Consider the following 13,949-nt stretch of genomic DNA (forward strand, 5'->3'; position numbering starts at 1 on the left):
CTCCATAGACGGCCAAAAAAGCTCCCGGATCTTCCGTTCAACGGGCTTTCATCTCGTGTCCTGCGGACAAGACGAAAGCTTAGTTATTAGCAGTAGTAGTTCTATTCCTTTAAGCTGTTTCCACCAACATAAAGGTCAAAATTTATTGATAGTTTTAAATCATTCATTCTTCTTATGTCGTCTGTATCAATGTTGTGTCCGCCAATCATTCCATTTGCGTTATGAATGTCCATTGTGACTTGAATGTAGCCATTTGCATTATCAACAAGTCTTTTTATTCCATCTTTGTCTTGTTCCAAAAAATCAAGTAGTTTTTTTAGTTTGTCTTCAAACTCATCTGGTTCTGGATTGGGAAAAATTGTCAAATTGCTAAATGTATGATTTGACTTTCCATTTTTTCTCAAGTCGCCTTTATTCCAAAATTCGGTTGATGTTAAATTCGTCATCGCTTTTAAGTCATCAACAGATAAACTATCTGATGTCGCTCTGAAATAAACTCGATGATATGCTTCTGTTCCAACGCTTGTAATTTCCTTTGTCGTTGTATTAATGTAAACTGCAAAATAAAATCGTTCGTCAATTACTGGCAAATAAGCAACGATATAATCGTCATCAGTGTCACGGTCAATACGGTCCACTTTTAATTTATTGTCAATATAGATTGGGCTATGGATTTCAAGATATTGCTCCGTCATTCCAAGTGTCTTTTCCTTGAATTCCTTTTCTATAAGTTCTGTTGCTTGTTGGTCGGTCATACTATTACAGCTAACTTCCAAATTTACGCATTGCGTCAATCCAATTTATATAACTTTCGAAGATGTTTTTTTGTGTTAATCTTATTTTTATCCAAACGCCCTCTTCAGCAAACTCTCCACTTTCGGCTCGCTACCTCTGAAATTTTCATACAATTCCATCGGGTCTTTTGTACCGCCGGAAGAAAGAAGAATTTTATATTTTGCAGCAATTTCAGGATTGAAAATTCCGTTTTCTTTAAAATATTGGAAGGCATCTGCATCCAAAACTTCTGCCCATTTGTAAGAATAATATCCGGCAGAATATCCACCCTGGAAAATATGTGAAAAACTAGGGCTCATAGCTGTTTCAGGATTTGCAGGATACAATTGTGTTGCTTTTGTATAACTATCCTCAAACTCCTTCACACTTTTATTATCCAACTCTCCAACTTTAGTGTGGTAATTCATATCCAACAATCCAAAACCGATTTGTCTCAACGTCTGATAACCTTCCATAAAGTTTTTCGACTGAGCAATTTTTTCGATCTTTTCATCAGGAAGAATTTCTCCTGTTTTGTAATGTTTAGCAAAAGTTTTTAAGAATTCAGGTTCGTAGCAGAAATTTTCCAAAAACTGAGAAGGTAATTCCACGAAATCCCATTTCACAGAAGTTCCCGAAAGATTCGGATATTGAGTATTTGCTAACATTCCGTGTAGTGCATGCCCAAATTCATGGAACAAAGTTGTCACTTCTTGAAACGTTAATAAACTCGGTGTATCTTTCGTTGGTTTGCTAAAATTACAGACAATCGAAATATGTGGACGAGAATTTTCACCATTTTTTTTGTATTGATTTTTATAGCTCGTCATCCAGGCTCCCGCTCTTTTGCCTTTTCTTGGAAAATAATCTACGTAAAGCAGAGCTTTGTAGCTAGTTGATGGTTCTTGGTTGTCAGTCTGAGTGGAGTCGAAGACTTCTTTTACTTCGTAAACTTTTACATCTTCATGGTATTTCGGAATGTCATTTCTTTCCACGAAAGTGAGTCCGAAAAGTTGTTTTGATAATCCAAAAACAGCTTCCTGAACTTGCTCTAAGGGAAAATAAGGTTTTAATTCCTCATCATTCAGATCATATTTTGCTTTACGAAGTTTTTCAGCGTAAAACGCGTGATCATAACCTTGCATTTCATCGATTCCATCAGCTTTGGCTAAAGCTTTTAATTCTTCGATTTCTTTTTCTGCATAAGGCTTTGCTTTTGTCAACAATTCATTCAGAAAGTCGATTACTTTTGTTGGAGATTTTGCCATTCTTTCTTCCAAAACATAATCTGCGTAATTAGTATACCCTAATAATTCCGCCTTTTGCTGTTTTAGATTTAAAAGTTCTTTAATCAAATTCTGGTTGTCAAATTCACCGCCGTCGAAAGATTTTTTACCGTTTGCTAAAGCGATTTCTTTTCTCAAATCACGGTTTTCAGCATAGGTCATCAATGGAATGTAACTTGGATATTGCAATGTTAAAACATAACCATCCAAATTTCTTTCTTTAGCTTCTTCAGCATATTGTTCTAAAATAGCTTCCGGAATTCCTGCCAAATCTTCTTTATTGGTAATATGTTTAAAATAATTATTCGTTGAAGCCAAAACATTTTGTCCAAACTGAAGAGATTTTAAAGATAAATCCATGCTGATTTTCTTTAACTTTTCTTTGTCTTCTTCGTTTAATAAAGCACCGCTTCTTACAAAACCTTTATACGTTTCATTGAAAAGCATTTGCTGTTCTTCATTCAAATTGTATTTCTCTTTTTCGTCGTAAACTTTTTTGATTTTATTGAAAAGAGCTTCGTTCTGAGAAATTTTTGAAGAGTATTCTGTTAAAATTGGAGAAACTTCCTGAGCGATTTGTTGAAGTTCGTCACTTGTTTCTGCAGAATTTAAATTAAAAAATATATTGGAAGCTACATCAAGCTGTTCACCCGAAAAAGCTAATGCTTCAATGGTATTTTCAAAAGTTGGTTCTTCCGGATTGTTAAGAATTGCGTTGATTTCTTCTTCAGATTTCTGAATTAATTCTTTGAAAGCAGGAAGATAATCTTCATTTTTTATTTGATTAAAAGGCACTGAATGATATGGTGTACTGAATTTTTCTGTTAAAATATTCATTGATGTATTTTTAATTGATGTAAATTTAATTATTGTTTTTTGATGCGCAAAAACAATGCCTTGATTAGGATTTGTGACAAAAATACTTAATGGAGATATTCTTGTCATAGGAAAAGAGGGTGTTGTAGTGAAATGTTTAATTTTGATTTTAGATTTAAATACAATAAACCATGTTTCAAATAAAAGCTGGTTTCTTATTTAATACAGAAAATAACTTTAATATTTATAAACTATGAAAACAATTTTAAAAATTATTGGTGGAATTATCCTTTTAATCATTGTGTATGCAATCATTGCAATGTTGGCTTTCGGTAAAAATTACCATTACGAAAAATCGATGGTGATGAATGCCCCGAAAGAAAAAGTGTGGCAGCAAATCGCCTCGATGAAGTCTTTTAACCAATGGAATCCTTGGATGAAATTAGACAAAAATATGACGATTAATTACAGCGGAACTTCAGGTGAAGTAGGAGATAAGTATTGTTGGGACAGCAAAAATAATGATGCAGGAGCAGGATGTCAGGAAATTAAAGAGATTATTCCAAATCAAAAACAAAAAACAGAAATGCTTTTCAAAAGACCTTTCGAAGGACAAGCAATTTCTGATATTGTTTTAACTTCTGAAGGAAATTCTACAAAAGTGACCTGGAGTATGGATACCGAACAAGAAACCTGGATGAAAATTATGAGACCGATGATGGATTACCAAATGGGAAAATCTTACGAAGAAGGTCTTAATAACTTAAAAGCTTTGGTTGAAAAGTAAATATAATTTAGAACTAATTTCTTGCAAACTGTTTTCAAATATTGAAAGCAGTTTTTTTTTCGAAATATTATCTGACCCAGGAAATTAAAAAAAATAAGCAACATTTTAAATTAAATATTATCTTTAACTAAAGATTACGATGTATGCAGAAGGCGATTTACAATAAAAATGATTTGCGGATTTTTGTAAGAGACATGATCTCTGGAAAAGTAAAAACCTTAGAGTTTTATTTAAATTTTACTTTGGAAGCAAGCCGTGAAGTAAAAAAAACGTCAAAATACGATTCTATTCGTGAAGAAATGCAGGATGAAATTTACCATTTGGATAAACAGATGGCTAACTTAAAAAACATGCAGCAGCAGATGAAGAAAGTTTTAAATTCGGATTCTGAACATGCAAAATTAGGTTCACTGGTCATTACCAATAAAGCCAGGTTTTATATTTCTGTTTCCTTAGGTGAATTTTTCTTTGAAGGTGACCGTTTTTACGCTATTTCTCCAGAAAGTCCGATGGCCCAAAAAATAATAGGCATGAAAGCGGGCGAAGAGTTTACGCTGAATAAAATTCATCAGAAGATTGAGACAATACTTTAGAACTTATCAGTTTTAAATTATGAATTTTGCAATCTTCTGTAACTGAGTCTTCAATTTTCGACCAAGGAGGAATCTAAATTTTTAATAGCAAAAAACTATTGCTCATCGATATTCAGCCATCAACTTTTTGCGTATTTTTGTCTACATGAATAAAGCAGAAGTCTTAAAAGATATTATAGAACAGAGAAGAAGTATCTTCCCAAAAGATTATAACGAAACAGAAATCTCTCAGGAAATCATTGATGAAATTCTTCATTCGGCAACATTAGCTCCCAATCATAAGCGTACAAAACCTTGGCGTTTCAAAGTGTTTAAAGGGGAAGAAAAAGCAAATTTGGCTGTAGAAATGCAGGAAATTTATAAAGCAAGTCAGGCTCCACAAGTTTTTTTAGAAAAGAAATACAACGATATTGGTTTTAAAATCAATAAGGCAGATGCTGTGGTTTCTATCGTTGTTAATTTCAGCGGAATGGTTCCAGAATGGGAAGAGATTGCAGCGGTTTCTATGGCTGTGCAGAATATGTATCTTACCTGTAACGCCAATGGAGTAGGCTGCTACTGGAGTTCCCCAAAAATTGTTGACCATCTGAAAGATTCTTTAACCATCGAAGAAAACCAGCAGTGTCTTGGTTTGTTTTACATGGGAAACATAGATAATGTAACAATTTAACAGTGTAAGAGTGAATATTATAGTATTAAGGTCAAGTTGTGAACTACAAACTAATTTCATAGCCCTGATTGCAGCGACATCCTTTTTCTGCGTTGGCTTGAAAAAAAGTGCTTGCGAAAAAGATATAGCGGAAAGCAGGTTCCTGGCTCCTAAAAAATATTATTCTAAAACTTTTTACTTGAGCCTTTTTACTTGAAACTTTTTACTATCTTTGCACACTTAAATATTAAATCGGGACGAGTTCCCTTAAAATTCAAACATTATGTCAGTAAAAATCAGATTACAAAGACACGGATCAAAAGGTAGACCTTTTTTTCACATCGTAGTTGCAGATGCAAGAGCTAGAAGAGATGGTAGATTCATCGAAAAATTAGGTACTTACAACCCAATTACTAACCCTGCTACAATAGATCTAAATGTTGACGCTGCTGTAAAGTGGTTAAACAACGGAGCTCAGCCAACTGATACAGCTAAAGCTATTCTTTCTTACAAAGGAGCTCTTTACAAAAAACACTTACAAGGTGGTGTTGCTAAAGGTGCTTTTGACGAGGCTGAAGCTGAAAAAAGATTTGCTGCTTGGTTAGAAGCTAAAGATTCTAAAGTACAAGGTAAAGTAGAAGGTTTGGCAACTGCTAAATCTGATGCTAAAAAAGCTGCTTTGGATGCTGAAACAAAAGTGAAAGAAGCTAGAACTGCTGCTGCAGCACAAGCTGAAGCTGATGCGAAAGCTGCTGAAGAAGCTGCAAACGCTCCTGCTGAAGAAGTTACAGAAGAACCAACTGCTGAAGCAGAAGGAACTGAAGAAACTCAGGCTTAATTCTTCTAAAAAGATACAAAGCAAAGGCACGATTTTTTCGTGTCTTTTTTTTAATTTAAACCTTCAAGGTTTTCAAAATCTTGAAGGTTTCTTATATTTACAAAATGAAAAAAGAAGACTGCTATTTATTAGGGAAAATTACTCGTAGACATGGGCTTGCCGGAAATGTTATCCTTAAACTGGATACAGACCAACCCGAGCTTTATAAAAAACTAGATTCTATTTTTGTAGAAATCAACGGTTTGCTGGTGCCTTTTTTTATTGAAAAATCTTCTTGGAGTAAATTGGATGCTTTGAATATTGCTTTTAAAAATTCTTCTGAAGCTTTGGTTGATCAGTCTTTAGGGAAAAGCGTCTATCTTCCTTTAACGAGTCTTCCTGTACTTACGGGAAAACAATTCTATTATCACGAGATCATCGGATACGAAATTTTTGACGAACAGGATAACAGTTGTGGTATCATAAGATCTGTGAATGATCAGACTGCGCAGAATTATTTCGTAACTAATTTGGATGGTAAAGAAGTAGTAATTCCTTTGATTAAAGACTGGATTCTTGAGCTTGACCGTGATGAGAAATCTATTAAAATGCAACTTCCGGAAGGTTTGATTGATGTTTTCTTGGTACCTTCGAAAAAAGATGAGTAATCATCACACAACAGATATAAAAAAAACTGACTTTTAGTTCGAACTAAAAGTCAGTTTTTTTACTTATTTATAAAACAGCAGGCAATAAATATTCTTGTACTATTTTATCAACTTGTGAATGTGAATAGGGTTGATTATAAGCTTTGGCAGTAATGACCATAACAATTGGCAGTTCACTAAACATAATGATTTTATTTCCACCATTTCCACTAGATTGATAGGTTTCAAAACTTTTGTTTCCTATTGTATATACTTTTCTCCAAAACAAATATCCGTAGCCTTCAAAATCAGGAGTATTTGAAAAGTAATTGGTAAAAGATTTTTTGATCCAATCTTTATTTAAAATTGTTTTACCGTTCCAAACTCCATTATTTTTATACAGTTGTCCGAATTTTGCTAAATCTAAAGTATTCATTTTTAATCCACCGGCCAAAGATGGTTTTTGATGAGGAGTGAATTGCCAGTTATAATTGGTAATCCCTAAAGGTTGAAACAGTTTTTTATCTGCATAATTTTTCAATCCTTTAGGAACAGATTTATCTAAAATATCTCCAGATAAAACGACTCCGGCTGTAAAATAGTTCCAGGTTTCCCCGATTTTATTTTCCGTCATTGGTAAATCAAGAGTAAATTTAATCCAATTGTCTGTAGGATACATATTTTCTTCATTTCCTGGAGATTCTTCATCTTGATCATTTCCTTCAAAACCCGAGCTCATGGTCAACAAACTTTTTATTGTTACATTTTCTTTTTGGGAAGAGTAATTTTTGAATGTTTTCAAATCATAGAATTCACTTATTTTTTGATTCTCACTTTGAAGATAACCATCTTTTATTGCAATTCCCATTAAGGCTGAAGCAAAAGATTTTCCTACAGATCTTGTGTCATTGAGACTGTCTCTATTATAGTTATTAAAATATTCCTCCAAAAGAAGTTCTCCATTTTTGATAACGACAATACTGGTAATTTCTCTGAATCTGTTTTCAGCGATTTTTTGATTTAAGGTTCTTATTTTTTTTGTATCATACAATTCATTAGAAACTTTCCAACCACTATTGGGTTTAATGTTTTGTACTTTAATCTTTTCTTCCGGAATATTCTTGTTTTGAACAATCAAATTAACTTCTCCTTGTGCAATAATATTTCCGGTTTTCACCGTTGGAGTTTTTAAATAAGGTCTGATCTCAATTTTTAAAATATGCTTTCCTTCATTCAAAACATCAATTCCGTTATTCGTCAGATAAAACCGTGACCATAGAAATTTCCCCCAAGAATCTTCATTTTTTGAGCTCATTAAAGGAATTCTAAATGTTGTTTTTAATGTTTTACTCTCTGTAGTTCCTGCTCCTGAGTTTAGGTTTTCTACATATATTATTTTTCCGTCAACATAGAAAGTGAATTGATAATTTCCTTTTTTTAATAATTCCTCGGCCGTTAATGAAGGATTGAGTTGATGTAAGTAATTAACCAAAGAATTATCCTGAAAAACACGAATATCAAGATCTTTGTCCTCCTGAAAAATCATAGTCGAAACCAAATCTGATTCTGTAATATATTCTAATAAAACAGATTTTTCGAGAAAAACAATCTTGTTTAAATGATTTTTGTGAAAAGAATTTTCAATTTTTTGCGGGGTTATGATATTTTGAGCCTGAGCAAAATATAAATTGGATAGCAAAAGTATAATACCTGAGAATAGTTTCATTTTAAAATTTATATCAACAAAAATAAGAACTGTGATTTATAAAAAATAGAATAGAATTAACATTTGAGGTACAGGCTTTATGTTTTTAAAGCACTAAAATTTAACCATCAGCAAACAACTAAACCTGCTTAACCCAGAATTTTTCTGTATTTGAGTGGTGTAATTCCTATATTTTCTTTAAAACAGCGGATAAAATGACTCTGATCTGAAAAACCACACTCCAAAGCAACCTCTGTTAAAGATTTCTCTTTAGAGCTCAGGATGGATAAAGATTGATTGATTTTCAGCTTTCGAATGTAGTCTCCCAAATTACAATGAAAGTATTTGTGAAAATCTCTGCTAAGGTGAATAGGATGAATATTTACTATTTGAGAGAGTTCTGTCAAATCTAGTTTTTCATGAAAGTTTTCGTGCAGAAGTTCATCGATTTGTTTTACCCAAATTGGTTTTTTTTCTACAAGCAGCTTTGGAGTAGTTAATTGACTGAAAATATCTAGTAATAGTTGTTTGACCGCTATTTCAGAATTAATGTCATTGATAGTACTTTCTTTAAATATTTTATACATCAATATTTTCAACTCTGGGTTTTTAAGATTGAGACTTCCTTCTAAATGAGTTTGAATAATATTCAGTGTTTCAAACCAGTCATTTGGGATTTCAATATGAAAACCTCGGGTAAAAATTTCCGGTTTTCTGTTGTAATGCGGATCTTGCCAATGATGATAGAGTAGCGTGCCTGCAGCGCAATCGTAAATTTCTTTTTTGTTTCCTTCAACCATATTTCCCTGAAGAAGAAAAGTAAAATATGCATTCTCATGATAATGCCAATCAACATATGGGTGAATGTATTCTGTATCGGTCACAACTAAGCCGTCAAAGTGAAGTGTTTTATTGGTTTGTCCGAAAAAATCACCATTACCAAGTGTTTTCATTGTAGTTTTTGCTTTAAATTTTCAACCTGAACATACATTTTATTAAAAAATATTTTGCGGTCACGGTTTCCAGAGGCACTTAAAGATTTTGAATTTTTAATTTGATGTTCAAAATAATTAAATGTTTCATTACATGTTTTTGTGTCGTTGATTAAAATATATCCAAAAGTATTTAATGGCAATGCCAAAAGCGAATTTTGCGGATGCTGAAAAAAGATGTCATTCGAAAGTTGCATCAGCTCATTCTCATAGATTTGGTACTTTGAATGGGTATCAGTTTTATGTTCAATATACTCAATTAATTCTGTCACTTCTGTCAAAATAAGCTGTGCTTCATTTTTTAATAAAAGTCGGGTATCATAATAAAACGAAATTTGTTGTAAGATACTGGAGATTGTAGTGTCATTCCACAGTTCGATTACATTTTGTTCTTCATATTTTTTTCGTAATTCTTTAGTATTCAATTCGAAATTTGGAGGCGAAAACTGTAAAAAAGGAACAAAGACCTGTTTTGCATTCAGCAAATTCATCCACACATAAATTTTAAAACGGGAAAGCATCGTGTCTGAAAGCGTGTAAAAAAACGGAATATCTTTCGCCGAATAATAAATGGTCATATCCTCAGTAAGGGGAAGTTTATCAAAAACGCTCAGGTTATTCTGAAAAAAAGATTGCAAATCTTCAGTAGATGTCACTGGTGAAGTTTTTTGCACGACTAGTTGATTTTCTGAACTAATCATTTCATTAAGTGAAATCTGATAATACTTTGCCAGTTCCACTGCTTCTTCAAAACTGAATTTGGCTTTCATTGAAGTTCTTCTGTGTGCAGCATCATAACTAATGTTGAGAATATTTGAAATCTCATCGTTTAAAGATTTGTCGCCGATTTTTTTTCTGATTTGTTTCAGTAATGTTTCCTGATGCATGCTTTTGTGATTTTCACAAATGTAGAGATTTATTTTAATTTTTTTTCGCATTCATAAAAAGCGTTTTCAAAATTAGCTTTGAAGTATAATTTTTAAAATTTATCAACATGAAAAAACAACTTTTTTTAATTATGGCTATTTTAATAAGTAGTTTGGTGCATAGTCAGGATAGTTTATCGCATAAAAATGAGGAGGCAAAAATTTTTGGAGTTTCCCCTTCAAAAAAAACTAAAAATGTAAACGGAGTATTGTTAAAATATTATGATGAAATTGATAATGAAATAACACCTAAGAAAGTAAACGGTCTTGGTTTAGGATTTAATGGTTTGGGTATTTTTTTTCCGGTTCTTCTTCTTGTAAATATAGGAAGTATCAATTCTTGGGAGATTAGTAATGCAGATTTTGAAGATTTACCTAAAAAAATGAATACGATAAACGGAATGCAGTTGTCGATAATAAATATGGAACCAACGGTAACTAATGGGTTTGAGCTAAGTTTATCAAGTAACATTAACGCTCCTTCTGTTATCAATGGAGTTTCTGTTTCGCCTCTTTACAATTTTCATCACACAACAAACGGAGTTACAGTTTCTACATTTGCTAATGTCAGCAAAAAGTGTAGAGGTTTACAAGTCGCTCTTATCAATGTATGTAAAGATTCAAAAGGCTTGCAGATAGGTTTTTGGAATGAAAATGAGAAAAGAAAACTCCCGATTATCAACTGGAATTTTAAAACCAAAAAAGATAAATCATGAAAAATATACCTTATATATTAATAGCAATCCGTTTTCTTTTTGCACCGATTATTTTCTTTTTAGCTTATGTAAAAGGCGAAGAATCAAGGTTTGTAATTTTAGCTTTAATGTTTATTGGTTTACTTACCGATATTTTTGACGGAATCATAGCGAGAAAAGTTGGAGTTTCCACTGAAAAATTAAGAAGGCTCGACAGTCAGGTAGATTTGGTATTTTGGCTCTCTTTAGGATTGGCAACATACTTTCTTAATACCGAATTAATAAAAAGTCATTGGCAAAGTATTGCATTAATCTTCATTATGGAAGCCTTATGTTACATCATAAGTATTTTAAAATTTAGAAAAGAAACCTGTACTCATGCTTTTTTATCTAAAATGTGGGGATTGAGTTTACTGATTGCTTTCACTTATTTAATCGGATTTCAACAGGCAGGGTGGGCATTTCATCTCACCATCATTTTAGGAATCGTTTCTCATATTGATGTTATTTTAATTATTTTAATTCTTCCAAAATGGCAATACGATGTGCCGAGTTTTTATCACGCATGGCAAATTAGAAAGGGAAAGCAAAGAAAAAAGACTACATTTTTTAATTAAATTAGGAGAAAAACCATCAACGAAATAATGATTTTTTAAATCAAAACGGCGTAATCATTAAAAGTTGCGCTGTTTTTTGTAAATTTGCAAACATTAATTTTTATACAAAAATTTATCAATCAACAAATGAAAAAGCAGACGATTAAAGAAGTCCTTGAGGGCTACAAGAAAGTATTACATCATGACATTACAGTTTACGGTTGGGTAAGAACATTCCGTGCAAATCGCTTTATTGCGCTAAATGATGGTTCTACGATCAATAATTTGCAAATTGTAGTTGATTTTGAAAATTTCGATCAAGAATTAATCAGTAAAATTAGTACAGCTTCTTCTCTGAAAGTAGTAGGAGAGGTGGTAGAAAGTCAGGGAGCCGGACAAGCCGTAGAAATTATTGCTAAAAAAATCATCATTTTAGGCGATAACTTTACAGAGGAAAGAGACAAAACTATTTTGCAACCAAAAAAGCACTCGTTGGAGGTTTTAAGAGAACAGGCGCATTTAAGATTCAGAACCAATTTATTTGGTGCAGTTTTCAGAGTACGTCATGCGGTGAGTTTTGCCATTCACTCATTCTTCAACCAAAACCAGTTCTTTTATATCAATACACCAATTGTTACAGGAGCTGATGCAGAAGGAGCGGGTGAAATGTTTGGCGTAACCAACTTTGATTTAAACAATATTCCGAGAGACGAGCAAGGAGATATCGATTTTGCTCAGGATTTCTTTGGTAAAAAAACAAACTTAACGGTTTCAGGACAGCTTGAAGGTGAAACTGCAGCAATGGGATTGGGAAGAATCTATACTTTCGGACCCACCTTCCGTGCAGAAAATTCAAATACAACCCGTCATTTAGCTGAATTCTGGATGATCGAACCAGAAGTTGCTTTCAATAACTTGGAAGATAACATCGATTTGGCAGAAGATTTCCTAAAATATGTGATTCAGTATGTTTTAGACAATTGTAAAGATGATTTAGAGTTTCTAGACAAGCGTTTTGCAGAAGAGCAAAAATCAAAACCTGAAAAAGAAAGAGCAAAAGAAGGCTTAATCGAAAAGCTGGAAAATGTAATTGCCAAACGTTTCAAAAGAGTTTCTTATACAGAAGCAATTGAGATTTTATTAAACTCAAAAGAAAATAAAAAAGGAAAATTTGCTTATCCAATCGAAGAGTGGGGTGCAGATCTTCAGTCTGAGCACGAAAGATTCTTAGTTGAGAAGCATTTTGAATGCCCTGTAGTTCTATTTGATTATCCAAAAGAGATAAAAGCATTTTACATGAAGCTTAACGATGACAATAAAACCGTTGCTGCAATGGATGTACTTTTCCCTGGAATCGGAGAAATCATCGGCGGATCAGAAAGAGAAGCAAGATTAGACGTTCTGAAAACTAAAATGGCAGAAATGCACGTAGACGAGCACGAATTGTGGTGGTATCTTGATACCAGAAGATTCGGATCAGTTCCGCATGCCGGTTTCGGACTTGGTTTAGAAAGATTAGTTCTTTTCGTTACGGGGATGACTAATATTCGTGATGTGATTCCTTTCCCAAGAACTCCAAAAAACGCAGAATTTTAATTTGCATCATATATATATAATACCTCTGAATTTTTCAGGGGTATTTTTTTGATATATAATATAAGATGCCTCCCACACTCTAACCCTCCAACACTAATACTTTTTCCAGTAGCTATTTCCGGCTTTCACTACTCGCTTTTTTGCGCCTTGCCTTTCCTTTTTAGCAAAAAGAGCTCAAACATACCGTTCAATCCGGGCTAGGAAAGAGTTCCTAAGTAAACATACCAGAGTTTACAGTTCAAATTTTAACCACAATGTAAAGAACAACCTATTTAGAGCTTTTTTTTATCACCTCTGATTTTCACTCAATTTTTTCAAAAGCCACAGAGTGGCGACCAGTTAATAGGGAGTAACAAAAATAAGAGATTAAGCTCCGGAGGAGCGACCTGTTTATTATAAAGAAAGTACTGATCAAAATTTTCAGTGATAGTTATTAAAGTATTTTCTCAAAAAACCTCTTTATTATTTAATCAAAACCTTGAGTGCTATTCAAATTTCATATTTTCCCAACGAGGATTATGGAAGAACAGAATAACCTTTATCAAATCCCCCTTTGTCTTTCTTCGTTAAGCGAAGCGCCTTTGTTTATCTTATAAAGATTATGCTATAATAAATCTTAATCTATCGTTGCGATACGACCTATTCATTATTTTCTTATACTCCTTCGTTTTCATTTATTCTAAATATTATCTCAATACCCTTTACACAAACAATATCTTTCCCTTTGTATGAAGTAGTATCAGTGCAGAAAAAGTAATTCGTACAATTGAGCGCATCTTGTAACCTAATGATATGATTATATTATGAGCTCCGTAGGAGCGACTCCAACGCTCCAACGCTCCAACGCTCCAACGCTCCAACGCTCCAACGCTCCAACGCTCCAACGCTCCAACGCTCCAACGCTCCAACGCTCCAACGCTCCAACGCTCCAAGGCTCTATTTACCCCATAAAATGATTGTCTCACGTAACCAGTTGTTTAAGTTTAAATATTAATTAAACTTAAACTTAAGTTTAATTAAATTAGGATTGTGTTATTAAAAAGTTCTACTTTTGCCCCACTGAAAAACGA

Annotated in this window: 13 protein-coding genes; 8 read left to right on the forward strand and 5 right to left on the reverse strand. The window is 33.1% G+C overall.

What is annotated here, in order from left to right:
• Positions 1 to 101: 101 nt before the first annotated feature.
• Together B5X64_RS21780 and B5X64_RS21785 are read right to left on the reverse strand one after the other, a co-directional pair.
• Positions 102 to 755 (reverse strand): DUF4279 domain-containing protein, encoded by a 654-nt coding sequence (locus B5X64_RS21780; RefSeq protein ID WP_079467226.1) that lies wholly within the window; start codon positions 753 to 755, stop codon positions 102 to 104.
• 87 nt (positions 756 to 842) lie between these two features.
• The gene (locus B5X64_RS21785) at positions 843 to 2,897 is read right to left on the reverse strand and encodes a M3 family metallopeptidase (RefSeq protein ID WP_079467236.1); all 2,055 of its coding nucleotides are present in this window, start codon (positions 2,895 to 2,897) and stop codon (positions 843 to 845) included.
• Positions 2,898 to 3,129: 232 nt separating this feature from the next.
• Here B5X64_RS21785 and B5X64_RS21790 point away from each other — a divergent pair, with 232 nt between their 5' ends.
• The 5 genes from B5X64_RS21790 (at position 3,130) to rimM (ending at position 6,390) form a co-directional block, all read left to right on the forward strand.
• Positions 3,130 to 3,663: an SRPBCC family protein gene (locus B5X64_RS21790; protein WP_228419075.1), complete on the forward strand. Its 534-nt coding sequence runs from the start codon at positions 3,130 to 3,132 to the stop codon at positions 3,661 to 3,663.
• Between the two features lie 143 nt (positions 3,664 to 3,806).
• Positions 3,807 to 4,256 carry a hypothetical protein gene (locus tag B5X64_RS21795; protein ID WP_079467227.1) on the forward strand — a complete coding sequence of 150 codons (450 nt, stop codon included), beginning with the start codon at positions 3,807 to 3,809 and terminating at the stop codon, positions 4,254 to 4,256.
• Positions 4,257 to 4,401: 145 nt separating this feature from the next.
• The gene (locus B5X64_RS21800; protein WP_079467228.1) at positions 4,402 to 4,926 is read left to right on the forward strand and encodes a nitroreductase family protein; all 525 of its coding nucleotides are present in this window, start codon (positions 4,402 to 4,404) and stop codon (positions 4,924 to 4,926) included.
• Between the two features lie 262 nt (positions 4,927 to 5,188).
• Entirely contained in the window at positions 5,189 to 5,743 is a 555-nt protein-coding gene (locus B5X64_RS21805) for a 30S ribosomal protein S16 (RefSeq protein ID WP_079467229.1), read from the forward strand.
• A 104-nt stretch (positions 5,744 to 5,847) separates the two neighbouring features.
• The gene (gene rimM / locus B5X64_RS21810; RefSeq protein ID WP_079467230.1) at positions 5,848 to 6,390 is read left to right on the forward strand and encodes a ribosome maturation factor RimM; all 543 of its coding nucleotides are present in this window, start codon (positions 5,848 to 5,850) and stop codon (positions 6,388 to 6,390) included.
• 67 nt (positions 6,391 to 6,457) lie between these two features.
• Here the strand turns inward: rimM and B5X64_RS21815 are convergent, their stop codons facing one another.
• The 3 genes from B5X64_RS21815 to B5X64_RS21825 form a co-directional block, all read right to left on the reverse strand.
• The gene (locus tag B5X64_RS21815) at positions 6,458 to 8,095 is read right to left on the reverse strand and encodes a serine hydrolase domain-containing protein (protein ID WP_079467231.1); all 1,638 of its coding nucleotides are present in this window, start codon (positions 8,093 to 8,095) and stop codon (positions 6,458 to 6,460) included.
• Between the two features lie 128 nt (positions 8,096 to 8,223).
• Complete coding sequence (locus tag B5X64_RS21820; RefSeq protein WP_079467232.1) at positions 8,224 to 9,027, reverse strand: helix-turn-helix transcriptional regulator; 804 nt, start codon at positions 9,025 to 9,027, stop codon at positions 8,224 to 8,226.
• Positions 9,024 to 9,953 (reverse strand): transcriptional regulator, encoded by a 930-nt coding sequence (locus tag B5X64_RS21825; RefSeq protein ID WP_079467238.1) that lies wholly within the window; start codon positions 9,951 to 9,953, stop codon positions 9,024 to 9,026. Before B5X64_RS21825 ends, B5X64_RS21820 begins: the two co-directional genes overlap by 4 nt.
• Positions 9,954 to 10,060: 107 nt before the next feature.
• Between B5X64_RS21825 and B5X64_RS21830 the strand changes: the two genes are divergently transcribed.
• The 3 genes from B5X64_RS21830 (at position 10,061) to asnS (ending at position 12,879) form a co-directional block, all read left to right on the forward strand.
• Positions 10,061 to 10,708, forward strand: a complete 648-nt coding sequence (locus tag B5X64_RS21830; protein ID WP_079467233.1) for an LA_2272 family surface repeat-containing protein — start codon at positions 10,061 to 10,063, stop codon at positions 10,706 to 10,708.
• A complete protein-coding gene (locus B5X64_RS21835; RefSeq protein WP_079467234.1) occupies positions 10,705 to 11,304 on the forward strand; it encodes a CDP-alcohol phosphatidyltransferase family protein in 600 nt (199 codons plus the stop codon). Before B5X64_RS21830 ends, B5X64_RS21835 begins: the two co-directional genes overlap by 4 nt.
• A 126-nt stretch (positions 11,305 to 11,430) precedes the next feature.
• Positions 11,431 to 12,879 carry an asparagine--tRNA ligase gene (gene asnS / locus B5X64_RS21840; protein ID WP_079467235.1) on the forward strand — a complete coding sequence of 483 codons (1,449 nt, stop codon included), beginning with the start codon at positions 11,431 to 11,433 and terminating at the stop codon, positions 12,877 to 12,879.
• Positions 12,880 to 13,949: the final 1,070 nt, after the last annotated feature.

The organism is Chryseobacterium balustinum (assembly GCF_900168205.1).
Taxonomy (GTDB): Bacteria; Bacteroidota; Bacteroidia; order Flavobacteriales; family Weeksellaceae; genus Chryseobacterium; species Chryseobacterium balustinum.